At 45.5% G+C, this 24214-nt stretch carries 25 protein-coding genes and 1 pseudogene; 18 read left to right on the top strand and 8 right to left on the bottom strand.

Going from position 1 to position 24214, the window contains the following annotated elements; translation table 11 throughout:
- Nucleotides 1-144: 144 nt before the first annotated feature.
- Nucleotides 145-657: an NADPH-dependent FMN reductase gene (locus ACVC7T_RS00225; RefSeq protein ID WP_447262242.1), complete on the bottom strand. Its 513-nt coding sequence runs from the start codon at nt 655-657 to the stop codon at nt 145-147.
- 48 nt (nt 658-705) lie between these two features.
- The gene (locus ACVC7T_RS00230; protein ID WP_105161169.1) at nt 706-1167 is read right to left on the bottom strand and encodes a MarR family transcriptional regulator; all 462 of its coding nucleotides are present in this window, start codon (nt 1165-1167) and stop codon (nt 706-708) included.
- Nucleotides 1168-1341: 174 nt separating this feature from the next.
- Between ACVC7T_RS00230 and ACVC7T_RS00235 the strand changes: the two genes are divergently transcribed.
- The 9 genes and pseudogenes from ACVC7T_RS00235 to ACVC7T_RS00275 all read left to right on the top strand — a co-directional run bounded on the left by ACVC7T_RS00235 (nt 1342) and on the right by ACVC7T_RS00275 (nt 10283).
- A complete protein-coding gene (locus tag ACVC7T_RS00235) occupies nt 1342-1836 on the top strand; it encodes a peptidase (protein ID WP_394732565.1) in 495 nt (164 codons plus the stop codon).
- Complete coding sequence (locus ACVC7T_RS00240; RefSeq protein ID WP_447262243.1) at nt 1833-3014, top strand: pyridoxal phosphate-dependent aminotransferase; 1182 nt, start codon at nt 1833-1835, stop codon at nt 3012-3014. Before ACVC7T_RS00235 ends, ACVC7T_RS00240 begins: the two co-directional genes overlap by 4 nt.
- A gap of 13 nt (nt 3015-3027) precedes the next feature.
- Entirely contained in the window at nt 3028-4374 is a 1347-nt protein-coding gene (asnS, locus tag ACVC7T_RS00245) for an asparagine--tRNA ligase (RefSeq protein ID WP_002941729.1), read from the top strand.
- A 71-nt stretch (nt 4375-4445) separates the two neighbouring features.
- Nucleotides 4446-4931 carry an N-acetyltransferase family protein gene (locus ACVC7T_RS00250; protein ID WP_447262244.1) on the top strand — a complete coding sequence of 162 codons (486 nt, stop codon included), beginning with the start codon at nt 4446-4448 and terminating at the stop codon, nt 4929-4931.
- A gap of 67 nt (nt 4932-4998) precedes the next feature.
- Nucleotides 4999-5904, top strand: a complete 906-nt coding sequence (locus ACVC7T_RS00255) for a hypothetical protein (protein WP_447262245.1) — start codon at nt 4999-5001, stop codon at nt 5902-5904.
- A 73-nt stretch (nt 5905-5977) separates the two neighbouring features.
- Nucleotides 5978-6445 carry an 8-oxo-dGTP diphosphatase gene (locus ACVC7T_RS00260; protein WP_105110492.1) on the top strand — a complete coding sequence of 156 codons (468 nt, stop codon included), beginning with the start codon at nt 5978-5980 and terminating at the stop codon, nt 6443-6445.
- Nucleotides 6446-6566: 121 nt separating this feature from the next.
- Nucleotides 6567-8367: pseudogene (locus ACVC7T_RS00265) on the top strand (ABC transporter ATP-binding protein).
- Nucleotides 8368-8545: 178 nt separating this feature from the next.
- Nucleotides 8546-9358, top strand: a complete 813-nt coding sequence (locus tag ACVC7T_RS00270) for a transporter substrate-binding domain-containing protein (protein WP_447262325.1) — start codon at nt 8546-8548, stop codon at nt 9356-9358.
- Nucleotides 9359-9467: 109 nt separating this feature from the next.
- Nucleotides 9468-10283, top strand: coding sequence for a transporter substrate-binding domain-containing protein (locus ACVC7T_RS00275; RefSeq protein ID WP_447262246.1), 816 nt, complete (start codon nt 9468-9470; stop codon nt 10281-10283).
- Between the two features lie 103 nt (nt 10284-10386).
- Here ACVC7T_RS00275 and glgB read toward each other — a convergent pair whose 3' ends face one another.
- From glgB to ACVC7T_RS00300, 5 genes are all read right to left on the bottom strand, one after another.
- Nucleotides 10387-12225 carry a 1,4-alpha-glucan branching protein GlgB gene (gene glgB, locus ACVC7T_RS00280; protein WP_447262247.1) on the bottom strand — a complete coding sequence of 613 codons (1839 nt, stop codon included), beginning with the start codon at nt 12223-12225 and terminating at the stop codon, nt 10387-10389.
- 69 nt (nt 12226-12294) lie between these two features.
- A complete protein-coding gene (gene glgA, locus ACVC7T_RS00285; RefSeq protein ID WP_105161176.1) occupies nt 12295-13740 on the bottom strand; it encodes a glycogen synthase GlgA in 1446 nt (481 codons plus the stop codon).
- An 8-nt stretch (nt 13741-13748) separates the two neighbouring features.
- Nucleotides 13749-14864, bottom strand: a complete 1116-nt coding sequence (gene glgD, locus ACVC7T_RS00290) for a glucose-1-phosphate adenylyltransferase subunit GlgD (RefSeq protein WP_105110486.1) — start codon at nt 14862-14864, stop codon at nt 13749-13751.
- Nucleotides 14865-14876: 12 nt separating this feature from the next.
- Nucleotides 14877-16004 (bottom strand): glucose-1-phosphate adenylyltransferase, encoded by a 1128-nt coding sequence (locus ACVC7T_RS00295; protein ID WP_105110485.1) that lies wholly within the window; start codon nt 16002-16004, stop codon nt 14877-14879.
- Nucleotides 16005-16168: 164 nt separating this feature from the next.
- Nucleotides 16169-17080 carry a LysR family transcriptional regulator gene (locus ACVC7T_RS00300; RefSeq protein WP_105110484.1) on the bottom strand — a complete coding sequence of 304 codons (912 nt, stop codon included), beginning with the start codon at nt 17078-17080 and terminating at the stop codon, nt 16169-16171.
- 466 nt (nt 17081-17546) lie between these two features.
- On the opposite strand from ACVC7T_RS00300, the gene ACVC7T_RS00305 reads away from it, so the two are divergent.
- The 5 genes from ACVC7T_RS00305 (at nt 17547) to ACVC7T_RS00325 (ending at nt 21353) form a co-directional block, all read left to right on the top strand.
- Entirely contained in the window at nt 17547-17846 is a 300-nt protein-coding gene (locus ACVC7T_RS00305) for a LapA family protein (RefSeq protein ID WP_105161178.1), read from the top strand.
- Nucleotides 17847-17916: 70 nt separating this feature from the next.
- A complete protein-coding gene (locus ACVC7T_RS00310) occupies nt 17917-18285 on the top strand; it encodes a glyoxalase (protein WP_105161179.1) in 369 nt (122 codons plus the stop codon).
- A gap of 231 nt (nt 18286-18516) precedes the next feature.
- Entirely contained in the window at nt 18517-19173 is a 657-nt protein-coding gene (locus ACVC7T_RS00315; RefSeq protein ID WP_125265649.1) for a CBS domain-containing protein, read from the top strand.
- A gap of 91 nt (nt 19174-19264) precedes the next feature.
- Complete coding sequence (locus ACVC7T_RS00320; RefSeq protein WP_105161180.1) at nt 19265-20086, top strand: hypothetical protein; 822 nt, start codon at nt 19265-19267, stop codon at nt 20084-20086.
- A gap of 1 nt (nt 20087) precedes the next feature.
- Entirely contained in the window at nt 20088-21353 is a 1266-nt protein-coding gene (locus ACVC7T_RS00325; RefSeq protein WP_172009976.1) for a toxic anion resistance protein, read from the top strand.
- A 45-nt stretch (nt 21354-21398) separates the two neighbouring features.
- Here the strand turns inward: ACVC7T_RS00325 and ACVC7T_RS00330 are convergent, their stop codons facing one another.
- A complete protein-coding gene (locus tag ACVC7T_RS00330; protein WP_257117854.1) occupies nt 21399-21878 on the bottom strand; it encodes an NUDIX hydrolase in 480 nt (159 codons plus the stop codon).
- Nucleotides 21879-21987: 109 nt separating this feature from the next.
- Here ACVC7T_RS00330 and folE point away from each other — a divergent pair, with 109 nt between their 5' ends.
- Genes folE through folK form a run of 4 tightly spaced genes read left to right on the top strand, consistent with a single transcriptional unit; the run spans nt 21988 to nt 24209 of the window.
- Nucleotides 21988-22548, top strand: coding sequence for a GTP cyclohydrolase I FolE (folE, locus tag ACVC7T_RS00335; RefSeq protein ID WP_447262248.1), 561 nt, complete (start codon nt 21988-21990; stop codon nt 22546-22548).
- 8 nt (nt 22549-22556) lie between these two features.
- Nucleotides 22557-23369, top strand: coding sequence for a dihydropteroate synthase (gene folP, locus ACVC7T_RS00340; RefSeq protein ID WP_105110476.1), 813 nt, complete (start codon nt 22557-22559; stop codon nt 23367-23369).
- On the top strand, nt 23362-23724 hold the full coding sequence (folB, locus tag ACVC7T_RS00345) for a dihydroneopterin aldolase (RefSeq protein WP_105110475.1): 363 nt from the start codon (nt 23362-23364) through the stop codon (nt 23722-23724). The genes folP and folB overlap by 8 nt, the downstream gene beginning before the upstream one ends.
- Entirely contained in the window at nt 23721-24209 is a 489-nt protein-coding gene (gene folK, locus ACVC7T_RS00350) for a 2-amino-4-hydroxy-6-hydroxymethyldihydropteridine diphosphokinase (protein WP_105110474.1), read from the top strand. Before folB ends, folK begins: the two co-directional genes overlap by 4 nt.
- Nucleotides 24210-24214: the final 5 nt, after the last annotated feature.

Here is a 24214-nt window from a genome sequence, read left to right on the forward strand (position 1 = left end):
AGCAGTCCTAGGTAGTTAAGAACCTAGGACTTTTTGAGTAAAAAAGAAAAGCCTATCTCCTGCGAAATAGACTTAGAACATGTATTTGTAGCTCAACATATTTAGCTTGTGAATACAGGTTCTTGTTGTAGGGAGGCTTGCGAATTAGTTAATTGCAGCGAGAACTGCGTCAACTTGTTTAGCCAATTGTTCTTCATCAACTGGAGCGCCGTTTGTTGCAAATGTCAATTCATCTACGAAGTTTGTGCGGATGAATGGAAGAAGTGCACGGTATTGAACAGCTGCATCTTCTTGGTGTGCAACTGAAGTGATAGATACTGTTGCCACTTTTTCATGAAGAGCAGATGCACCACGTGGATCTGACAAATCAAGTGCACGGCTGAGCCAATCGAGAACGTTTTTCACTGAACCAGGGATAGCAGCGTTGTAAACTGGTGAGAAAATCCAGATAGCGTCAGCAGCAACAACTGCTTCACGCGCAGCTTTTACAGATGCAGGAGCATCAGCTTCCAAATCTTGTGAGAATACAGGAATTTCTTTCCAATCAAGGTAAGATACAGTTGCTTTACCTTCAAGTGCATTTTCAGCAGCTTGAGCCAATTGAGCAGTGAATGAACCTTCACGAAGAGAACCAACTAAAAATAAAATGTTTGACATAATGTAACTCCTTAATTACTTGATGTGACTATCATAACACATAAATCACTAATTAGAAACATTTTTGTCTATGAATTTGAATCTTTTTAGTAAATCGGCCAATAAATCCTGTTCTTCCTGGCTCAAAACAGAGAAAATTTTTCCAACATGAGCATAGTGTTCCGGCAAAACCTTCTCAATCGTTTCCCGACCGAAAGGAGTCAAACCAATCAAGGAAGCCCGCTTATCACTTTCATCCTGGGTCTTGAATATATAGCCATCACGGACCATATTCCGAATGACTACCGTCATGTTGCCAGAAGTGCTGAGCAGCTTATCAATCAAATCCTGGATGCGTAAATTCCCCTTATTGTAAAGTGCTTCCATCACGCCGAATTGGCCAACGGTTAATCCATGTTTTCTGATAATCTCTGTCTCCTGTCTGCTAATAGTATTGGCAGCGCGACGAAAGACAACTAAACTATGTAGGGCATGCTGATTTTCTTTTAGAGAGTTTTCTACTTTATTCATAAGTATATTTTATCAATAACTAGTTCCTTTGGCAAGAAATTTGATGGCTGAAAAAGCTGATTCTGACAAGATTTTGAGCGCATTTTCCCATATCGAATTTTAGCTGAAGTTTTTTTGCAGAATTTTCGGATTCAATTAGCAATATGTGGCAACTTGTAGTATAATATTCCTATTATGGCGAAAACATCACGTGAACCTTGGATTAGCCTGACCTTAGGTCAACAATTCTTGATTGGTTCAGCAGTTATCCTGACGGTTTTGACATTTTCTATACTCCTGATTTTGGAAATGGCCAGCAGTCCCTATGCCCAGGCAAGTGAGAGGGCGGAGAATCTGGCCCGTCAAGCAGTCCAGTTGGAAACCATTGAAACGATTAATTCCTACCGAGGTGTGGACGACTTTCATACCGTCTTAGGGACGGATTCTGCTGGACAAGAGCTGGCAATCCTAGTGTCAGATCAAAGCTCCCAAGTTTATGTTTACAAACTATCTGACGGCGTTGCCCAAGCCCAGGCTGAGACCATTGCCCAAGAGCAGGGAGCCGGCCAGATTGACCGCGCGATTATCGGCATGCGGGAGGGCAAGCCGATTTGGGAAATCAAGTCAGGGACGGCCTATTATAACATTGATTTTAAAACTGGAGACTTTATCAAAAAGGAGGGCTTATGAGTAAGCTATCAAACCGCGTTTTGGAAATGGAAGAAAGTGTGACCTTGGCGGCTGGTGCGCGTGCCAAGGCCTTGAAAGCGCAGGGACGCGATATTTTGGAGTTGACCTTGGGAGAGCCAGATTTCGTCACACCGAAGAATATTCAAGAAGCAGCCATTCAGTCTATCGAAAATGGTAAGGCTAGTTTTTACACGGTGGCTTCAGGTCTGCCAGAATTGAAGGACGCAGTCAATACCTACTTTGAGAATTTCTATGGCTACTCTATCGAACGCAATCAAGTTGTTCTTGCCACAGGTGCCAAGTTTGTTCTTTACGCCTTCTTTGCGGCGGTTATCAATCCTGGTGATGAGGTTCTCATTCCAACACCTTACTGGGTTTCCTATGCTGACCAGATTAAGATGAACGAAGGCGTGCCAGTCTTTGTCACTGCCACAGAAGAACATAATTTCAAGGTGACAGTTGCTCAGCTTGAAGCTGCTCGGACTGACAAGACCAAGGTCCTCTTGCTCAATAGTCCGTCCAATCCGACAGGTATGATTTACAGTCGTGAGGAATTGGAAGCTATTGGCAACTGGGCTGTAGAGCACGATATTCTCATCTTGGCAGACGATATTTACGGTCGTTTGGTATACAATGGGAACAGCTTTACACCGATTTCAAGCATTTCAGAAAGCATTCGCCAGCAGACTATTGTGGTCAATGGTGTTGCAAAAGCTTATGCCATGACAGGTTGGCGGGTTGGATTTGCCGTTGGTAATCCTGAAATCATTGCGGCCATGAGTAAGATTGTCGGACAAACGACGTCAAACTTAACAACTGCTGCTCAGTATGCGGCCATTGAAGCCTTTACAGGTCCGCAAGATACGGTCGAAACCATGCGTCAGGCCTTTGAAGAACGACTTAACACTATCTATCCATTACTAGCAGAAGTGCCAGGTTTTGAAGTCATCAAACCGGAAGGAGCCTTCTATCTCTTCCCTAACGTCAAAAAAGCAATGGAAATGAAGGGCTACACAGATGTGACCGAATTTACCACTGCTATCTTGGAAGAGGTTGGTGTCGCCTTGGTGACAGGTGCAGGTTTTGGTGCTCCTGAAAATATCCGCCTCAGCTACGCGACAGATATGGATACACTAAAAGAAGCGGTGGCTCGACTACACACATTTATGAAAAAGTAAAAGAGGAAAAATAATGTCTAGAAAATTGATTACCATTAACCAAGTAAAAGATTATGTTGGTCAAGAAGTGACCATTGGTGCCTGGGTTGCCAACAAGTCAGGTAAGGGGAAATTGGCTTTCCTGCAGTTGCGTGACGGAACAGCCTTCTTCCAAGCCGTTGCCTTCAAACCAAACTTCATCGAAAAATTCGGTGAAGAAGCTGGTACTGAGAAGTTCGATGTGGCAAAACGCCTCAGTCAAGAAACGTCAGTTTATGTGACAGGGATTGTCAAGGAAGATGAGCGTTCTAAGTTCGGCTACGAGCTGGATGTGACGGATTTGGAAGTGATTGGCGAGTCACAGGACTATCCGATTACACCAAAAGAGCACGGTACGGACTTCCTTATGGACAACCGTCACCTCTGGTTGCGTTCTCGTAAACAGGTCGCTATCCAGCAAATCCGTAATGCCATCATCTATGCGACTTATGAGTTCTTTGAGAAAAATGGCTTTATCAAGTTTGATAGCCCAATCTTGTCTGGAAATGCGGCAGAAGATTCAACAGAATTGTTCGAAACGGACTACTTTGGTCAACCAGCCTATCTCAGTCAATCAGGTCAGCTTTACCTGGAAGCTGGTGCTATGGCCCTTGGTCGTGTTTTCGACTTCGGTCCTGTTTTCCGTGCGGAAAAATCAAAAACTCGCCGTCACTTGACGGAGTTCTGGATGATGGATGCTGAGTATTCATTCCTCAGCCATGAAGAGTCACTTGACTTGCAAGAAGCTTATGTTAAAGCCTTGATTCAAGGTGTTATCGACCGTGCTCCACAAGCCTTGGAAACTCTTGAGCGTGATGTGGATGCTCTCAAACGCTACATTGCAGAACCATTTAAACGTGTAGCTTATGATGATGCCATTACCCTTCTGCAAGAACATGAAGCTGACGAAGATACAGACTACGAACACATCGAGCATGGAGATGATTTTGGCTCACCACATGAAACTTGGATTTCAAACTACTTTGGTGTACCGACTTTCGTTGTCAACTATCCAGCAAGCTTCAAGGCCTTCTACATGAAGCCAGTTCCAGGCAATCCAGAGCGCGTGCTTTGTGCGGATCTCTTGGCACCAGAAGGTTACGGTGAAATTATCGGTGGTTCTATGCGTGAGGACAACTACGATGCCTTGGTAGCTAAGATGGATGAACTCGGCATGGACAAGTCAGAATACGAATTCTACCTTGACCTACGTAAATACGGTTCAGTGCCACACGGTGGTTTCGGTATTGGTATCGAACGCATGGTCACTTTCGTAGCAGGTACAAAACATATCCGTGAAGCGATTCCGTTCCCACGTATGTTGCACCGCTTGCATCCGTAATGAAGACGAGAAGTTGACCTTGTGTTAGCTTCTTTTTTTCAGTATAATCATTTCAAAAGGAGGCGATAGTGATGATTATTAAACCGATGCAGACGGACGAGGAAAAGATGGGCAAGGCCTATGTTCATTGGAAGGCTTGGCAGGAGGCATATGCAGACCTCTTGCCGCAGGAATTTCTCCAAAAGACCTACACGCTAGAACGCTGTCAGGACTGGGCCTTTCGCTATCCGGAGAGGATTTTTGTGGCTCTTGAAAATGACCAGGTAGTAGGCTTTTCCTGCTATGGTCAGTCCATGTCGGAGGATTTGGAAAATGCTGGCGAACTATACGCCCTCTATGTGCTGGCGGATGTCTACGGTCAGAAAGTCGGCTACCGACTGCTCCAAGCTGCGTTGGAAAAAATGCAAGACTACGATAGAGTTTGCCTCTGGGTGCTGGAAGGAAATGCGCGTGCTATTTCTTTCTATGAAAAAGTTGGCTTTCGCTTTGATGGGGTGAGTAAACAGGTCCATCTCGGTCGAGAACGGACAGAATATCGGATGATTTTGGAAAAGTAAGGTAGGCTATTGTTTTTGGTGGATATTTAATATATAATTATGTTATAAAATATTCACGGAGGTTCTTATGATCTACCTTACCAATCATCGCCTGCGAGTGGAGATTGCTGAGCCTGGCGAGCGGCCCAATGATACTTTTCGCTTTGACCGAGCTGGTTTCATCTCTAATGTCATTTTGGACGGAGATACGCATTTCTGTGCCAATGAACCCATGAACCTGAGACACTTGTCATCGGGCGGCCGCGGTCTGTGTTGTGAGTTTTCGGGTGATTTTTCACAAGGTGCTGCAGTCGGAAACTATTTTCCAAAGCTGGGAGTGGGTCTGATCAAGCAGGATAGCGTCCTGGGCTACCAGTTTGAACACAAGTATGAGGAGGTTGTGCCCTATCCTGTGACTTTTAGCCACACGGAGACCAGTGCGGACTTTGTGACGGATGCGGTGCCTTGTTTGGGCATTGCGGCTCAGGTGCGTAAGACCATTCGGATAGAGGACAATCACCTGATTTTGGAGGCGACCATCACTAATGTTGGCGAGCGCGAGATTGTGACCGAGGAATATTGCCATAATTTCCTCAGTATCGATGGGATGGCTATTTCGCCTGACTACCGCCTGGAGCTGCCGGACATGTATGATTTGGGCGACCAGCGCCTGGAGGGATTTGGTGGCTACGACCATAATAATTTTATAGCAAACGGCAAGGCTATTACCTTTGACAAGTGTGAGACCGATGTGTCTTTGAGTGTGCTTTCTACGGAAAATGCTCTGCTCCGAGATGAGTTTTCATGGAAACTCTTGCACAAGGGGGCTAAGGCTAGCGTGACTGGGACGGACAGCGTCACCCCAACCAGTCTCCTCCTATGGGCAACGGACCATATCGTCAGTCCAGAAATCATCCAAACCATTTCTATCCAGCCAGGTCAGAGCCATTCTTGGACCCGGAAATGGACCTTTGAAGCAGAACCACGTTGGTAAGAAATTAACAAAGCCGAGGGATTTCCTTGGCTTTTGTGGTATAATGAGGAATATATTATAAAAGGAGTGAACTATGTCCCGTAAGCAAACCGTTACTCTGACCAATATGTGCCTCATTGAAGACAAGGATGGAAATGTGGTGGTACAAATCCGCGACCCCGATCGTTATCGTTGGTCCGGCGTTGCATTCCCAGGGGGTCACATTGAGGAAAATGAGCCATTTTATGATTCGGTCGTCCGTGAGGTCTATGAAGAAACCGGTCTGACAATTCAGAATGCCCAGCTGGTTGGGACCAAGCACTGGCCTGATAAGGAGGGGCATCGTTACATTGTCTTTCTCTACAAGGCGACAGCATTTACCGGTCAACTCCTCTCGACGGAAGAAGGAGAAGTCCGTTGGGTTAAAAAATCGGATTTACCCCAAATGGATTTGGCCTATGACTTGCTGGAAATTCTCAAGGTCATGGATGATCCAAATCTGTCTGAATTTTTCTATACAAGGAAAGACCAGGATGGAGAATGGGATAGGAATTATAGATAGGAGCGAAGTTGAACAAGGATGTTCGGCTTTTTTTCCTGTCATTTTCATGTTAATCATTGAATATTTTCTTGAATAGCAATATAATAATAGTTAGTGATAATCGCAATAAAGGAGGAGAGTAATGTATAAGATACTACTAGGCCATGTTGGTAACTATAAGCGACCCTCGATTTTGGCATTCTTGGCGATGACGATTGAAGTGCTGTTCGAGCTATCCATTCCCTTTTTGATGTCGGCGATTATCGACCAAGGGATCAATCGGAGCGACTTGAACAGAATTCTGATTTACGGTAGTATGATGCTGGTCAGTGCCCTCTGTTCCTTGTTTTTGGGGCGGGTCTCTAGTAAATTCGCCGGTATTGCATCGGCTGGATTTACCAAAAATCTCCGCAAGGCCATGTTTGAGAAAATGCAGGGGCTTCCGGTCAAGTATTTTGACAGCCATACCCGTCTATATCAATGATATTGACAGCTTGCGCCAGGCTATTGAGCAATCCATTCCGCAGTTTTTGGTCTCTATCATTACCATTAGCGGTGTGACCGTGTCCATGCTGCGTATCAGTCCTCAACTCTTTCTTCTGGTCTTTCTGATGTTGGTTATCATGTTCTTCACTGCCCGGGTCATTACCAAGAAGGCCAAGGTTTACTTTAAGAATCAGCAGGCTAATCTTGGTGCGGAAAATGGTTATATCGAGGAAATGATTGCTGGGCAAAAGGTGGTTAAGGCCTTCGTTCATGAAGAAGAAGTCATGGCAGACTTTGAGCGTTATAACCAGGCCCTGTTTGAATCCTCATTCAAGGCCAATTCTTTCGGGAATATTCTCTTCCCAACGATTGGGAATCTGGGAAATGTCTCCTATGTTCTGATTGCGGTTCTGGGTGGTTATTTTAGCGTGACAGGTATGGCTGGTATTACCATCGAAGGCTTGGTGACCTTCCTCCAACTCAATCGTTTATTGGTCCAACCCATTGCCAATGTGACCCAGCAACTCAACTTTGTCCTCATGGCCTTGGCCGGTGGGGATCGGATATTTGACCTGCTGGACCAAGAAGATGAAGTCAATGAAGGCCAGGTGACTCTTGTCAATTATAGACAAGTAGACCAGCAGCTGGTCGAAACCACTGAGAAAACGGGGTTCTGGGCCTGGAAACACCCTCAAACAGATGGTAGCTTTAGCTTGATTCCTCTGGTGGGGAAAGTTGTGTTTGAAAATGTTAATTTTGCCTATGATGCGGACCACCAGGTGCTGTTTGAAATTGATCTCTATGCTGAGCAGGGGCAGAAGATTGCCTTTGTTGGAGCGTCAGGAGCTGGGAAAACGACTATTACCAATCTCATCAATCGTTTCTACGAGATTCAGTCAGGCATGATTACCTACGACGGAATTGATATTCGCTTGATTGATAAGGCTTCTCTGAGAAAATCCCTGGGCATCGTCTTGCAGGATACCCACCTCTTTACAGGGACCATTGCGGAAAATATCGCCCATGGTAATGAAGCTGCCAGTCGAGATGAGATACTGGCTGCGGCAAAATTATCTAATGTTGACCGCTTTGTCAAACATTTGGAAAATGGCTACGACGCCCAGATTAGCGGTGATGGGGCTGGCTTGTCAAATGGTCAACGTCAGCTGATTGCTATTGCCAGGGCAGCCCTAGCCAATGCTCCGGTCCTGATTTTAGATGAGGCGACTTCCTCTATCGACTCCTTGACCGAGAAAATGGTCCAAGAAGGTATGGATAAGCTCATGCAGGGCCGGACCGTCTTTGTCATAGCCCGCCGCTTGTCGACGATTGTCAACTATGATGTCATTATGGTTATGGACCATGGCCGCATTGTCGAACGTGGTAACCACGCAGAGCTCATGGAGAAAAAAGGCGTCTACTACAGACTGTATACAGGCGGCTTAGAAATTGATTAAAAACTGATAACTGGAACACTCTGGCAACAGGGTGTTTTTTCAGCATTTTTCATTTTTTCAAGAAAATGTATAAAAATTCGGATTTTATGGTTGACAATTGCATAATTATGGTATAAAATGGCATAAACATACGAAATGTATGGTATAAAAATAGTGTCTATTGCATAAAAAGGAGATTATCATGAAATTAAAAAAAGTTTATACATTTGCGACAGTTTGCTTTGCTAGTTTGGCTTTGGCTGCATGTGGTTCATCAAACAGCGACCAAACCACACTTGAAAAAATCGAAGACAAGGGGACCCTGGTCGTTGCCCTCAACCCAGAATTCCCGCCCTTTGAATACAAGCAATTGATTGACGGTAAGGATACCATCGTAGGGGCAGATATCGAGTTGGCCAAGGCCATCGGTGAAGAATTGGGCGTGGAAGTAGAGTTCTCACCAATGAGCTTCTCTAACGTATTGGCAAGTGTCCAAAAAGGTACGGCGGACGTTGGTATTTCAGGGATTTCTGCCACAGAAGAACGCGCCAAAACCTACGACTTCTCAGAAGCCTACTACCAGTCGGTCAATAAGATGATTGTCAAAAAGGATGACGCAGCTAAATACAGCAAGGCTGAAGATTTCGCATCAGTAACCATCGGTACCCAGAAAGGTTCTATCCAAGAATCCGTTGCCAAGGAGGCTTTTGCTGACTCATCCATCCTCAGTCTAGAGAAGAACGGCGACCTGATCCAGCAATTAAAATCTGGCCAATTGGACGGCGTAATCTTTGAAGAACCGATTGCTAAGGCTTATGTGGGTAGCAACCCAGACCTGCAAATTGTGGACATGGACATTGAGACAACCATTTCGGACTCTTATGCTGTTGCCATGCCAAAAGGAAGCGCAGAGCTGAAAGTTAAGATTGACAAGGTCGTGAAAGAGCTGGTTGAGTCAGGCAAGATGTCAGACTTTGTCGAAGAAGCCTACCAACAGTCAATCAGTAAATAAAGAATAAATATTCAAAGCACTCCCGTTGACAAATGAATAAAAATGCCATATAATAGGTCATGTTGTTTCAGAATATCTGAAAACATAAGCAATAAAGAAGGAAATTATCATGAAATTTAATAAAATTTTAACTCTTGCGGCAACTGTTGTAGCTGGTCTTACCTTGGCAGCTTGTTCATCGTCAACGACGGAGTCAAGCAAGTCAACTTTGGATGCTATCAAGGAAAAAGGTACCTTGGTCGCAGCTACTAGCCCAGACTATGCACCTTTTGAATTCCAAGCACTTGTAGACGGCAAAAACGAAGTCGTTGGTGCGGACATCATGTTGGCACAGAAAATTGCTGATGAATTGGGCGTAAAATTGGAAATCTCTCCAATGAACTTTGACAACGTCTTGACCAGCGTGCAAAATGGCAAGGCAGATATCGCCATTGCGGGTATTTCTTACTCAGAAGAACGTGCGAAAACATTTGATTTCTCTGAAGAATATTACCTGATTTCAGATGTTCTCTTGGTCAACAAGGACAAGGCAGATCAGATTAAAGACACCGACGCTCTTGCAGGTCTTAACTTGGCCGTTCAAAAAGGTTCTACACAAGAAACGTATGCTAAAGAAAACTTGAGCAGTGCTAAGATTGTTTCTCTCACTTCGATGGGCGAAGCGGTCAACGAATTGAAGGCTGGTAAGGTTGATGCAGTCTTGATGGACTCGCCAGTGGCAGCAGGTTATGTTTCACAAAATGCTGACTTGGCCATCGCCAAAGCTGAGTTCCCAACCATTGATGAAAATTCAAAAGTCATTGCTTTTCCAAAAGGCAGCGCAGACCTCAAAGCAGAAATCGACAAGGTTATCGCTGATGTCAAAGCCAAAGGTGAATTTGACGCCTTCCTTGAGAAAGCAGCAACTTACACAGCAGTTGAATAGAATACATAGGTCAGTCATCTAAACAGTGGCTGGCTTTTTTGTGTGGAATTTTTCCTCAAATGCACAGAAAAAAATCTTGCACCAAAGGCACAAGATTTTATCGCTATTTCACTCGCTCCAGATAGAAGGACGTCAACCTTGGAACAGTAATCTTGGCTCCATTTTCATCCGGATAAAGGCTGAAGGATTCCATTGGAATGGCATTGGATGAGAAGACCAGTTTGTATTCAGAATCTGTTGGTAGGGCTAGGTGCACATCGAAGACCTCCTGATCATTGAAGTTATGAACAGTTAGAATTTCCTGGTCATCACTCTTGCGGACAAAGGCGTAGACGCTGGCCTCTTCATCGATTGTTATCCAATCAAAGCCCTTGTCATAGGCTTGATGGTCGTATTTCCAAAAGGCATCATTGTCCCGATAGAAGTTAGACAGGGTTTTCATCATCTGGTAGAAGGACTCGTGGTTTGGATAAAGGCGCAATCCCCAGTCCATTTCTGTATATTCATGCCATTCGCGGATGTGGCCCCATTCATTACCCATGAAGAGGAGTTTTTTACCAGGATGGGCATAGTAGAAGCTGTAGTAAACACGGGCCAGGTGGAATTTATCTTCAAAATCCCCGTTCATCTTATTAATGATAGAGTGTTTCCCATGGACAACCTCGTCGTGGGACAGGGGTAGGAGGTAGTGCTCGTTTTGATTGTAATACATGCCAAAGGTGATTTCCTTGGAATGGTATTTACGATAAACAGACGGACGCTCGACAAATTTCAGGGTATCATTCATCCAGCCCAAGTCCCATTTGAGGTCAAAGCCAATACCGCCGTCTTCCAGTGCATGGGTGACTTTTGGATAGCTTGAGGAATCCTCGGCAATCATGAGAACGCCCTTGTAATCGGTGTGAACCATGGCATTGACCCGCTTGATAAAGTCAATTGCGGCATGGTTGATTTTGTTCTCTTCGGTTTCTCCGCGCCAATAGAGGAGGTAGGAAAGGGCATCGACCCGAATGCCGTCAAAATGGAAGTTGTCTAGCCAGTATTTAAGGTTAGAGAGGAGGAAGGACCGCGTAATGCCCTTGCCCAGGTCAAAGTTAGCCGTACCCCACTGTCTATTTTCACGGTCATTTTCATGGAAATACTCATAGAGCCAGGATCCGTCAAACTGATAGAGACCATGGGCATCCTTACAGAAGTGGAGGGGAACCCAGTCCAAAATAACCCCAATCCCAGCCTGGTGACACTGGTCTACCAGGTATTTTAATTCATCAGGCTTGCCATAGCGGCTGGTCGGACTGTAATAGCCAGTGACCTGATAGCCCCAAGAGGCATCCAGAGGATGCTCGGTGATGGGCATCAGCTCGATGTGAGTGAATTTGTTTTCCTTGACATAGTCAATCAAGAGAGGGGCGATTTCCTTATAGGAATAGAAGGATTCAAGCGGGGCTCCAGCCTGGTTTTGATTGACAACCTTTTGTTTCCAAGAACCCAGATGAACCTCGTAAATAGACACAGGTTCTTCCTTGAAATCGTAAGAAACCCGGTCATACATCCAGATATCGTCCTTAAACTTGTAGCGACTGTTATAGGTCGTGGAGGCAGTATTGGGCCGGACCTGGCTGAAAAAGGCATAGGGGTCTGCCTTATAAATTTCCCGACCGTCATGGCTGATAATCAGGTATTTGTAGTCTTCCAGTGATTTCAAATCAGGCACATAGAGCTCAAAGACCCCGTCAATTTCCCGATTCATGGGATGACTGCGATCCCAGTTATTGAAATCACCAACTAAAAAGATTTCTCTCGCATTTGGAGCATAGACACGAAATTGGGTGCCAAGAATTTTATTACGCTCCTTGATGATATGAGCCCCCATTTTCTCATAGAGTGTGGTGTGCTCACCGGAATTCATATAGTATAAATCCAAATCAGTAAATTCTGTCATAACAATCTCCCTTGTGGAAAAGGAGTGGACCTTGGTCGCACTCCCCTTCAGTTTGTGGTCAAATCTTACCTAGCCACTAATTTCACGGTAGAGCCAGATATATTTCTCAGCTGAAGAGGTCCAGCTGAAGTCTTCTTCCATGGCTTGCTTGACCATGGCATTCCAGTCTTCTGGTCGGTCGTAGTAGGTCTGTAGGGCCAGGTCATAGACCTGTTTCATACTGTAGGCATCACGGCCGCCGAAGCTAAAGCCAGTTCCTTGAGCTGTTTCGATGTGGTATGGCTTGACGGTGTCCACCAATCCCCCTGTCTCACGGACAAGTGGCAGGGTCCCATAGTGCATGGAAATCAGCTGGCTAATACCACAGGGCTCAAACATGGATGGCATGAGGAAGAGGTCACTTGCTGCATAAATTTGGTGGGCAAGCGGTTCATTGTAGCCACGGTAGAAGGCAAATTTTTCAGGATAGGCATGCTTGAAGTGGTTGAAGGCATTTTCAACGTCTGCTTCACCATTACCCAAGATGACAAATTGCACATGGGCTTGAAGAAGATGGCCGAGCACCTCAGTTAAGAGGTAGAAGCCTTTCTGCCATGTCAGGCGAGATACGATACCTACCATGATGACATTCTCGTCCTGCGGCAAGCCAAATTGAGCCTGGAGGGTAAGTTTATTGGCCTTTTTATCAGCAAGAGTAGCAAATGAATAATTTTTCACCAAGTATGGGTCTGTCTGGCTATTCCAGCTATCGTAGTCGATGCCGTTGACAATGCCTGTCAAATCATACTTGCGCAGTTCCAAGACATGTTGCATATTCTCACCGAATTCTTCGGTAAGGATTTCTCTGGCGTAGGTATCAGAAACAGTCGTTACTTTGTCAGCGTAGAGTATACCTAGCTTCATAAAGCTGATACATTCGTCGTGGAAACGTGCAATACCATCCAGATAGTAGCTGTAGTCCATCCCCAGGGCAGACCAGAGGGCTTGCTTGTTGAAAATCCCTTGGAAAGCCAGGTTATGAATGGTAAAGACATGCTTGATATTACGGAATTCCTCCCGGTAGCTGTAGAAGGTCCGGCAGAGGAAGGGCATGACCGCCGCATGCCAGTCGTGGGAATGAATGACATCTGGGAAGAAGTTGAGAGCCTCAAGCAGACGGCAGGTCGCATGCTGGAAGAATCCAAACCGCATGGCGTCATCATCGTAGCCATAGAGCTCGTCACGCTCAAAGAAATCACGATGTTCGATGAAGTAGAAGGTCACACCATCGACGACCTGGCTGTAGACATTGGCCATGGACTGGATATCGCCTGCTCGCACATCGTAGCTGGATACATAATCAAAATCAGCATGGTTGTTGATGGCGATTTTCTTGTAAAGTGGCAGCACAACCCGAACATCCATCCCCTGTTTGACCAATTCTTTTGGCAGAGAGCCGATCACATCAGCCAAGCCGCCAGTTTTGATGAATGGAAGTCCCTCAGATGCTACAAAGAGTACAGATTTTTTTGTCATGTTTACTCCTAGATGATTTGATGTGCCTTGATATAGGCTGGATTACTTGCAGTTCCTTTAATATCCGTAGAATGAACAATCTTGGTCGCCTTATCGATAATGGCATTTTCAATAGTGACACCGTTGCGCACCGTTACACCATTTAAGATAATGGAGTTCTTAATGGTCACCCCGTCCTCGATAATGACATCCCGGTCAATAATAGAATTTTCAACCTGACCATTGATATTGGCACCGTTGGCAATCAGGCATCGTTTGACATCTGCCAGTGGTCCGTAAAGAGTAGGAGATGAATCGCTGGTCTGGGTATGGATAGGCCAATCATTTTTGAAGAGCAATTTGCGCGTGTCACGCTGCAAGAGGTCCAGCTGGGTATTGAAATAGCTATCAATGCTGTTGATGCAGGCAACGAAGTCACGGTGGGCGTAGCCACGGATGACATACTGGTCAGCCACATCGCGCAGGATATCCTTGAGCCAGTAGAGCGAGGAAACCTTGTTGGCACGGCGGATGAGCTCGATAAAGGTGGTCCGCTTCATGATGTAGGCTTCAAGTGAAACAGGACGATTCTTGTATTTACCGTGGTTTTCTTCAAAGGCCACGACCCGCTTGTCATCATCGAATTTCAAGGTTTGGCATCCGATAAAATTCTCCTTGGCGTCCATAACATTTTTGTAGAGAACGGTGATGTCAGCTCCAGTTTCCTGATGCTCTGCCATGACCTTTGTGAAATCTTGGCTGTAGAGGAAGTAAGATGGCGCAATCAGCACATATTCCTTGGTCGAACTTTCAATGTAATGAAGATTTTCTGAAAAGGCATTGATGTCATGCTGGTAAACAGAGTTGGGGTCGGTCACGCCGTTCAAGAGACGGAGCGAACCACGCTTACTGTTAATGTTGTAGTGCTTACCAGTTCCGACGTGCTGGATGGTTGAGCGCATTTTGGCAGGCATGTAGACCTGAAATTCCGTAATGCCAGAGTTGGACATATTGGACAAGACAAAGTCAATCAAGCGGTAGCGGCCAAGGAAACCAAAGGCTTGCACACCACGGTGGTCCATGACATTGCCGAAGTGCACATTATTCCCTTCAATATTTACAATTCCTAGAGTATTTCTTAACATAATCGACCTTTCTTACTTGTTCACATTCTTATCAATCAAGAGGATATTGTCTGGTTCGCCAGCCAATTTGACACCGTCCGCAATCTTGACATTTTCAGCCACGATGACATAGTCCAATTCAACGCCCTCACCGATGATAGCACCAGGTAGGAGGACAGAATTTTTGACAACCGCATCGACATTAACTTGCACATCATTTGAGATAACAGAGTGCTCGATGGCACCATCAATAATGGCTCCCTTGTCGATATAGGCAGACTTGACAGAGGCAGTAGCACTGATAACTTGAGCAGGAGAGCCCTTGTCTTCAGAGTAGATTCTCCATGAACGGTCAGACAGGTCTAGCTCATCTGCATGGTCAATCAGGTCCATGTTAGATTCCCAGAGACTATTAACCGTACCCACGTCCTTCCAGTAGCCACGGAATGGGTGAGCAATCAGAGTGCGACCATCTGCCAGGTATTTTGGAATAATATCGTGGCCGAAGTCGTGTGATGAGGTTTCTGATTTGTCGTCTTCCAGGAGGTATTTCTTGAGTGTTTTCCATGTAAAAATATAGATACCCATTGAGGCAAGATTGCTCTTAGGATTGGCTGGTTTTTCCTCAAACTCCTCGATGCGATACTCATCATCTGTGTTCATGATACCAAAGCGCGACGCTTCCTTGATAGGCACTTCGATAACCGCAATAGTCGCATCAGCCTTCTTAGAAATGTGGGTATCCAAGAGCTTGTCATAATTCATCTTGTAGATGTGGTCACCAGACAGGATGAGGACATACTCAGGCTCATTCAAATCAATGAAGTCGATATTTTGAGTGATGGCGTCAGCCGTGCCCTTATAGAGACCAAAACCTTCGATTTTCTCACTTGGTGGCAGGACAAAAATACCAGAACCTTGGACATCCAACCCCCAACGCTGTGATTGGGCAACGTATGAGTTGAGCAAGACCGGTTCGTACTGGGTCAAGACACCGACAATATCGATACCAGAGTTGGCACAGTTACTGAGAGGGAAATCGATGATGCGGTATTTTCCACCGAAGGCAACGGCAGGTTTGGCCACCTTTTTTGTTAAACCTTCAAGACGGGTTCCCCGTCCACCTGCAAGTATCATAGCTAACATTTTATTTTGAGCCATCTCATCACTCCTTAAAATTTATTATAGAAGTATTATAGCATAAAGAACAAAAAAATGAAAGCGGTTCCCGTGATTTTGTTGAAATATTTCCAACATCACTTTCAACTGCTTTCATGATAGCATTATAACATATATTGATAGAAGAAATCTACTTAAATATGTCATTATTTTTTATCGAATTTTACTTCATCCAGGAGATAGGCAATGAATTTTTCCCCCATGTCGGATAGGACAGCTTTCTCATGTTTGATGTAGATGAGTTCGATTTCATCGTCATAATCCAGCGGGATGGAGACGATATTGTCCCCGTTCAGGTTGGAGTTCAAGATACCAGTCGCAACCGTATAGCCGTTTAGCCCAATCAGGAGATTGAAGAGGGTGGCCCTATCGGATACGACGATGGATTTCTTGTGGTGGACTTGGGAGAGAATTTCCTCGGCAAAGTAGAAGGAATTGTGAATCCCTTGTTCATAGCTGAGGTAGGGATAGTCGGCTAGGTCGTCCAGGCTAATACTTTTCTTTTGTGCCAGTGGATTGGTCTTGCTGACGAAAACATGAGGCTTGGCAGTGAAAAGATGCGTATGGGAGAGCCTGTGGTCATCCAGCAACTTGAGCAGGACTTCACGGTTGTAGTTATTAAGGAAGAGGACGCCGATTTCTGAGCGGAAATTATTGACGTCATCGATGATTTCCCAGGTCCGGGTTTCCCGCAGGAAGAGCTCGTAGTCTTCCATTTCAGTCTCCTTGAGCAGGGAGACAAAGGCATTGACCACAAAGGCGTAGTGCTGGGAGGATACGCTGAAGAGTTGGCGCTTGGCGTTGGGATTTTTATAGCGGTCTTCCAGCAGCTCGGTCTGCTCGACAATCTGGCGGGCATAGGATAGAAACTCAATCCCGTCCTTGGTCAGGGTAATGCCTTTGGGATTACGGAAAAAAATCTTGATATTGAGCTCTTTTTCCAGGTCGCGGATAGCATTGGACAGGCTTGGTTGGGTAATGAAAAGCTGTTTTGCAGCCTCGTTCATACTCCCTGTCTCTGCTATTTTTATAACATAATATAATTGTTGGATTCTCATAGCTCTATTGTATCATGAAATAGGAAAGAAATGAAGAAAAGTCCATTTTTGAGGGTGGGAAAGCAGCGGAACTTATGAAATTGTTGAATGTTTTTATTTGTGTCTTCTTAGTTTTGAGAGTTTAAAAATTGTATCCTATTTACAAATATCAAACTAAAAACTTGTTGCAAAAATTATAATGAGGATATATACTTATATCAAGAGGTAGCGTTGCTTATGTTGGATGATAAAACAACGATTGTTTACTGATATTTTGTCATAGGTTCCTCCTTATTTTCCAGGGAATAGTTTCTTTGGAAAATGAAAAAAATTGAGAATAGGCAGGTGTTTCATTTGATTCATCTGTCTATTTATATGTAAAAAAATAAAGCAGTAATTTCTGAAAATATTCCTATACAATTCCCAATCCCCCTTCCTTGTCACGATTCCTGTTTTATGATAGACTGACAGATGAAAGAGGTGCTATATGAAGAAAAAACTATCCCTAATCGGCTTACTGGTTATTATCGTTCTGACAGTGGTCTTGTCTTTGGCTAACCAACAGGTTGTCAAGGTCAATTATATCTTTGGTTATTTCCGTCTGCCCTTGATTTTGGTCATTCTCGGCTCTGTATTTCTTGGCTTGGTCATCCAATATTTGCTTGGAATGGCAAAAAATATGGGCTTGAAGAGCGAGATTAAGAGTCTGAAAAAGCAGGCGCGTGAGCAGGCTGAGTTGGAAGAAGCGAGACTGGCCCAGGCAGCCGACAAATCGCTAGAAGGTTAGGAATTCATTCTTGCAATTTGAACCATATCTTGCTATGATTAGCAGTATCGTTTTAGAAAGAGGATAACAGATGTTTAATAAAGAATTGGGCCTCATGCTCTATGTGGATGATGTGGCGGCAGAAAAAAGTTTTTGGTCAGCGGCAGGTTTTGTCATTGAAAATGAAGCGGAGATGATGGGCTTTGAGACCTTTGACATGAAGTCTCATGCGGATGCGACGACTACGATTACGGTTTATGCCAAGGAATTTATCGCTCAAGTATCGCCAGAGGTGTTGGACAATGTACCGAGCGTCTTGTTTGAAACATCCGATATTGCAGGCCTTCAGGAGCGCATCGCTGGTTTGACAGATACCTGCAGCCCAGTCAATGAACAGCCCTTCCCTAACTTTAACTTTGCCTGCCCAAGCGGGATCTATTTCGCAGTTAAGGGTGTATAATTTTAGAACCTGTATTCACAATTCGGCACCTGAGCTAAGGCAAGTTTTGTTCGTTTTTTCTCGAAATACAGTCAGTATTCCATTAAAAAACTTAAAGTACCTTGCTTGTGAATCTAGTTTCTAACAAATCAGTGGTCGTTGATCACTGATTTTCATTTCTTTTCATAAGATATTGAAATCGTTTTCGTTTTTTGCTATAATAGGTGTAGAAAATATCGAGGAGGAAGTTCCATGTCCGTTAAAGATTTTATGACCCGTAAGGTTGTTTACATTTCACCAGATACAACGATCGCCCATGCTGCAGACATCATGCGTGAGCAGGATTTGCACCGCTTGCCGGTCATTGAAAATGATAAATTGGTTGGTTTGGTAACAGAAGGGACCATCGCAGAGGCTAGTCCGTCAAAGGCGACCAGCCTGTCTATCTACGAGATGAACTACCTGCTCAACAAGACCAAGGTCAAGGATGTCATGATTAAGGACGTCATCACAGTTTCAGGCTATGCCAGCTTGGAGGATGCGGTCTACCTCATGTATAAAAATAAGGTCGGCATCCTGCCGGTTGTGGACAATGGTCAGCTCTACGGTGTCATCACAGACCGCGATATCTTTGCTGCCTTCCTCCACGTTTCAGGCTATGGAGAAGAGGGCGTGCGGGCTCGTTTCCTAGTTGAAAATAAGGCTGGTGAGCTTGCGAAGATTATCAAGATTATTTCTGACAAGGGCTACAATATCATTAGCACCGTTCAATTACAGACTAAAAAAGGCAATGTGGTCATCGAGGTTCAAATCGAAGGCCACATCGCTGTAGAGGAATTGGAGAACCTGTTTGCCACCTCTGGCATTTCCATTGACAGCATCCATGCAACCCAGGCCAAGGCCTTCTAAAAAGTTGGGGAAACCCGGCTTTTTTCTTTGGTAAATTTTTCATAGATGGGGAGGAATATGATATAATATAATGGAAAAATGAGGAAAACGTATGGGTAAAAAACGCTATAAAAAAGATGATGGTTTGGGCTCTATCCTTGCCCTGTTCATTGTCTTGGGGATTTTGATAAATTTTTGGTATATTATTTTGCCTCTGGGACTGGTTTATCTCTATGTGAAGAATCGTCCTGCGGTTCATCGGATGCTCAACCGTTCATCTATCCAGCGGTTGGAAAATCTGGTATGGTCCATCAGTGCGGGATTTTCCAAGCACCAGCAGCTCTTGGCTGAGAATGGGGAGGACAAGGCGGTTCTGCAATTGCGGGGACGCTTGCTGGCAGAACTCTTTGAGCTGGACCAAGTCTATCAAAAGGTTGGTAAGTACTTAGACGCCTATAAGAGTAAGGAAGTTGTGGACACTCTCCAGCTCAAGTATCAGCTCAAACTTCCTGAAAAGTCAGCAGAACCTGTCAAGGAGGCAGAGCCTTTCGTTCAAGCCAAGCAGGAGCTGACGGAGCAGGAGTTGATTGCGGACCTGACGCCGGAAATTCTTGAGACCTACTGCAATATCCAACGGGATCATCTAGTTATTTTAGAGAAATTAGAGGCGACAACGGATAAGAAGGAAGAGCTGACGGCCATTCATGAGGCCAATATGCAGCGTTTCCAGGATATTTTGCAGGGGTATATGAAAATCAAGCAGTCTCCCAAGGATTATTTCAATGCGGAAGAACGTTTGGCCCAGGCAAAATCTGCCATGGAGACCTTTGATAGTGACCTGGATAATACCATTCGCCAGTTTAACGAAGCCGATATGCAGGATTTTGAAGTCAGCCTGCGTATGATGAAACGTGACAAGAAAGTAGAGGAATAAGATGTCAGGATTTAATTTTGATATAGATGCCATTGCCAGCAACGGCTTGAACCAGAAGGACAAGACAACGGAAATCATCCAGGCTACGCCCATTGGTGACAGTCAGAAAGTATCCTTCCTTGCCCAATTGACACCTGAACAGCAGGCCGGGATCCAGGCCAAGGCACCGCAGTTGGTGGATAATTTTGTATCTAACCAGAACGCCCTCCTGGACTTTGGCAAGGAGGCGGTTGAGGAGGTCAATGCAACGGTCAACCACATCTTGAGTGAGCAGAAGAAGATTGAAATTCCGCAGGTGGATGAGCTTTTGGCCAATACCAACCGTGAACTTAACGGCTTTGTGGCCAAGTATAAGGACATTTCAAGCACGGCTGAATTGGAGAAGAAACCTGGTTTCTTCCAGCGTCTTTTCAAGCAGACCAAGAACGACTTGCAGGAATTTTACTTCGATTCCCAGACCATCGAAAAGAAAATGGATACTATGGCAGCCAGCGTGGTCAAGCAGGAAGAAGTTCTCTCGCGCAATATCGTTTCTGCCGAGCTCTTGATTGAAAACAATACCAAGTCTATCGAGAATCTGGTCGGTGTCATTGCCTTTATCGAGGCGACAGGTCAAGAGGCCGCTCAGCGAGCAAGAGCAGAGCAGGAAAGACTGGCTAGCCTAGTTCCGACCACTGTTGACTATCAGGTAGCCTCTGAGAAGCTGGCGCGGATTACAGAAGTGGCTAATATTTTGGAGCAACAGCATTCTGAATACCTGAGTCGTCTCTATGTGGCCTGGACAACGACCCCACAGATGCGGAATCTGGTCAAGGTCTCGTCTGACATGAAACAGCGTTTGGGCATGCTCCGTCGCAATACCATTCCGACCATGAAGTTATCCATCGCCCAGTTAGGTATTTTGCAGCAATCTATCAAGTCCAGTCAGACGGCTGATGCCATCGTCAATGCCAATAATGCTGCTCTTCAGATGCTGGCAGATACGTCTAAGGAAGCCATTCCGATGATGGAACGCACAGCTCAAAATCCGACCCTGGCTGTTCAGTCGGTGACAAAATTGGCTGAAAGTCTGGTAGCCCAGAACAACGGAATCATCGCCGCTATTGATGAAGGGCGTCAGAAACGCCGTGAGTTGGAGGCGGCTATTATCCACTCAGCTGAGACCATCAACGATTCCGTCAAACTGCGTGACCAGAAGATTATTGCAGCCCTCCTTGATGAAGGCAAGCGGGCTCAATCTCAAGCAGAGCAACCAGTATCAGAATAACTTAAAACCTGCAGGTCAGCTGACTTGCAGGTTTTAAGCTGTTTATCACTCATAAAAATCCACTGAGTAGTCTAGTAAGTTATCTCCGTCATAGCGGAAACAGGCGGAGAAGAAGGGCTTGTTTTCTAAGAGCCATTCTTGGAAATGTCGATCGCCTTCCCAGGTGGGCTTGGATAGGACCTGGTCATAGGGTACCCACTCCAAATCTCCTTCGTTACAGTCGATTAGGTTGCCTTCAAACTCGGTAATCTTGAAGACATAGGTGTACCAATCCATATTGGGGGTGAAGTCAGGGAAGGTAATAATGCCTTTCAGAGCCAACTTGGTGGCCGTAAGGCCTGTCTCTTCCAAGACTTCACGGGTTGCGCAGGCCTGAGGGGTCTCACCGGCTTCTAATTTTCCGCCGACGCCAATCCACTTGCCGCGATGCACATCATTTTCTTTCTTGTTGCGGTGAAGTAATAAAAATTCCTTGCCATTGTCAATATAGCAAATCGTCGCTAACTGGACGGGTTTCTTGGTCATGTGGCGCTCTCCTTACAATTCTTTGTTTCATTATATCACAAAGGGGAGTAAGACTTTTCCTAGGAGCCTTTTTAGGGTATAATAAGAACATTAAACAAGGGGATGTATTATGTCAAAGCAAGAGAAAATTGAACAAACCATTTACCAATTGTTGGAATTATTGGGCGAGGCCCCTAACCGTGAGGGACTACTGGATACGCCAAAGCGTGTGGCCAAGATGTACCAGGAGATGTTTTCTGGTCTCAATGAAGCCCCTAAGGATCAGTTTACGGCGGTCTTTTCGGAGGGGCATGAGGAAGTGGTCTTGGTCAAGGATATTCCCTTTCACTCCATGTGTGAGCATCATTTGGTGCCTTTTTATGGGGTGGCGCATGTGGCCTATCTACCTAGCAAGGGTAGTGTGACAGGCCTCAGCAAATTGGCGCGTGCGGTGGAAGTGGCTAGTCGCCGTCCACAATTGCAGGAGCGCTTGACTCACCAGGTAGCCCATGCCCTGCAGGACGCCTTGGAGCCAGAAGGTGTCTACGTTATGGTGGAGGCGGAACACATGTGTATGAGTATGCGTGGTGTTCGCAAGCCAGGCAGCAAGACAGTGACCACAGTTGCTCTTGGAAAATATAAGGAAGATGCTGTTTTGCGTCGTGAATTGCTGTCCATGATTCACAGATAGGAGGAGCTATGTCGATTGACAACTTACACCAGCAAGTATCCATAATGGGCATTCTCAATGTCACGCCGGATTCTTTTTCTGACGGTGGAAAATTTAATGAAGTAGAGGCTGCCCTAGCGCAGGCTGAAGAGCTTTTGGCAGCAGGTGCCCAGGTCATCGATGTCGGTGGCGAGTCTACCCGACTGGGGGCGGAATTTGTTTCCCAAGAGGAGGAAATAGCCCGTGTGGTACCGATTATTCGTGCTATAAAGGAGCATTTTGACTGCCTGGTTTCTATCGACACCTATAAGACTGGGACAGCGCGTGCGGCTCTGGAGGCTGGTGCAGACATTCTCAATGATGTCTGGGCAGGTCTCTATGACGGAGAAATGCTGGCCCTGGCAGCGGAGTATCAGGTCCCCATTATCCTCATGCACAATCAAACAGAGGAAGTCTACGAGGATATTGTGCAAGAAGTGCGAGATTTTCTAGCGGAGCGGGCTCAGGCAGCCCTAGCAGCTGGTATTTCGGCTGACAAGATTTGGCTGGATCCTGGGTTTGGATTTGCCAAAAATGCCCAGCACAATCTGGATCTTCTCCAAGGTTTGGAGCAGATTACTGGGATTGGTTATCCAGTTCTTTTTGGGATTTCCCGTAAGCGGGTGGTTGACCATCTTTTGGGTGGCAATACCTTGGCAGCTGACCGGGATCAGGCAACGGCAGCCCTGTCTGCTTGGGCTATTTCCAAGGGCTGTAAAATGGTCCGAGTCCACAATGTCCAAGCCAATCGAGATCTGGTTACTGTCTGGGACCAATTAGTGAATGGGAGCAAGAATGGATAAGATTTCACTCAAACAATGCAAATTTTACGGCTACCACGGCGCCTTCAAGGAAGAGCAGACCCTGGGGCAAATTTTTACGGTGGACTGCGATTTGTTTCTAGATTTAACCGCTGCCTCTTTGTCGGATAATTTGGAAGATACAGTTCATTATGGCCTTGTTTTCGAGGCTATGAAAAAAGTGGTCGAAGGCAAACCCTATATTCTGATTGAAAAAGTGGCAGGGCTGATTTGTCAGGATATTTTTGACCAATTCCCCAAAGTAGAGAAGATCAGGCTGGCCATCCACAAGGAAAATCCGCCTATCGCAGGCCACTATGATTCAGTTGGTATTGAGTTGGAGCGTGAACGCCCATGAAACACACAGCTTATCTGAGCATTGGTGGCAATATGGGGGACCGTAGGGCCTATTTGCAGGCTGCCTTGGAGAGTTTGGATAATCATCCTGCCTGTCAGCTGGGAGCCGTATCAGCTCTTTATGAGACACCAGCTTGGGGCAAGACGGACCAGGCTGACTTTCTCAATCTAGCCTGTCGGGTCTTTACGGATTTAGAGCCTCTGGCATTTTTGGAAATCTGTCAAAAAATCGAACTGGACTTGGACCGTGTGCGTATTGAAAAATGGGGACAGAGGACCATTGACCTGGATATTATTTTCTGGGACCAGGAAATCATCCAGTCCGAACGGCTGACGGTGCCCCATCCCTATGCCCATGAGCGGGCCTTTGTCCTACAGCCTCTGGCTGATATTGCGGCTAATTATGTCCATCCAATCCTAGGGCAGACAGTGGCCCAGCTGCTGGCAAAGGTTCAAGGGAAAGAAGACATTCGACAGTATAGGTAAAAATT

It is taken from the genome of Streptococcus sp. P25B114 (assembly GCF_053010325.1).

Excerpts from the sequence above, each read along its gene's own strand:
- ACVC7T_RS00225 (WP_447262242.1), bottom strand. The coding sequence starts at position 657 with ATGTCAAACATTTTATTTTTAGTTGGTTCTCTTCGTGAAGGTTCATTC.
- ACVC7T_RS00230 (WP_105161169.1), bottom strand. The coding sequence starts at position 1,167 with ATGAATAAAGTAGAAAACTCTCTAAAAGAAAATCAGCATGCCCTACAT.
- ACVC7T_RS00235 (WP_394732565.1), top strand. The coding sequence starts at position 1,342 with ATGGCGAAAACATCACGTGAACCTTGGATTAGCCTGACCTTAGGTCAA.
- ACVC7T_RS00240 (WP_447262243.1), top strand. The coding sequence starts at position 1,833 with ATGAGTAAGCTATCAAACCGCGTTTTGGAAATGGAAGAAAGTGTGACC.
- asnS (WP_002941729.1), top strand. The coding sequence starts at position 3,028 with ATGTCTAGAAAATTGATTACCATTAACCAAGTAAAAGATTATGTTGGT.
- ACVC7T_RS00250 (WP_447262244.1), top strand. The coding sequence starts at position 4,446 with ATGATTATTAAACCGATGCAGACGGACGAGGAAAAGATGGGCAAGGCC.
- ACVC7T_RS00255 (WP_447262245.1), top strand. The coding sequence starts at position 4,999 with ATGATCTACCTTACCAATCATCGCCTGCGAGTGGAGATTGCTGAGCCT.
- ACVC7T_RS00260 (WP_105110492.1), top strand. The coding sequence starts at position 5,978 with ATGTCCCGTAAGCAAACCGTTACTCTGACCAATATGTGCCTCATTGAA.
- ACVC7T_RS00275 (WP_447262246.1), top strand. The coding sequence starts at position 9,468 with ATGAAATTTAATAAAATTTTAACTCTTGCGGCAACTGTTGTAGCTGGT.
- glgB (WP_447262247.1), bottom strand. The coding sequence starts at position 12,225 with ATGACAGAATTTACTGATTTGGATTTATACTATATGAATTCCGGTGAG.
- glgA (WP_105161176.1), bottom strand. The coding sequence starts at position 13,740 with ATGACAAAAAAATCTGTACTCTTTGTAGCATCTGAGGGACTTCCATTC.
- glgD (WP_105110486.1), bottom strand. The coding sequence starts at position 14,864 with ATGTTAAGAAATACTCTAGGAATTGTAAATATTGAAGGGAATAATGTG.
- ACVC7T_RS00295 (WP_105110485.1), bottom strand. The coding sequence starts at position 16,004 with ATGGCTCAAAATAAAATGTTAGCTATGATACTTGCAGGTGGACGGGGA.
- ACVC7T_RS00300 (WP_105110484.1), bottom strand. The coding sequence starts at position 17,080 with ATGAGAATCCAACAATTATATTATGTTATAAAAATAGCAGAGACAGGG.
- ACVC7T_RS00305 (WP_105161178.1), top strand. The coding sequence starts at position 17,547 with ATGAAGAAAAAACTATCCCTAATCGGCTTACTGGTTATTATCGTTCTG.
- ACVC7T_RS00310 (WP_105161179.1), top strand. The coding sequence starts at position 17,917 with ATGTTTAATAAAGAATTGGGCCTCATGCTCTATGTGGATGATGTGGCG.
- ACVC7T_RS00315 (WP_125265649.1), top strand. The coding sequence starts at position 18,517 with ATGTCCGTTAAAGATTTTATGACCCGTAAGGTTGTTTACATTTCACCA.
- ACVC7T_RS00320 (WP_105161180.1), top strand. The coding sequence starts at position 19,265 with ATGGGTAAAAAACGCTATAAAAAAGATGATGGTTTGGGCTCTATCCTT.
- ACVC7T_RS00325 (WP_172009976.1), top strand. The coding sequence starts at position 20,088 with ATGTCAGGATTTAATTTTGATATAGATGCCATTGCCAGCAACGGCTTG.
- ACVC7T_RS00330 (WP_257117854.1), bottom strand. The coding sequence starts at position 21,878 with ATGACCAAGAAACCCGTCCAGTTAGCGACGATTTGCTATATTGACAAT.
- folE (WP_447262248.1), top strand. The coding sequence starts at position 21,988 with ATGTCAAAGCAAGAGAAAATTGAACAAACCATTTACCAATTGTTGGAA.
- folP (WP_105110476.1), top strand. The coding sequence starts at position 22,557 with ATGTCGATTGACAACTTACACCAGCAAGTATCCATAATGGGCATTCTC.
- folB (WP_105110475.1), top strand. The coding sequence starts at position 23,362 with ATGGATAAGATTTCACTCAAACAATGCAAATTTTACGGCTACCACGGC.
- folK (WP_105110474.1), top strand. The coding sequence starts at position 23,721 with ATGAAACACACAGCTTATCTGAGCATTGGTGGCAATATGGGGGACCGT.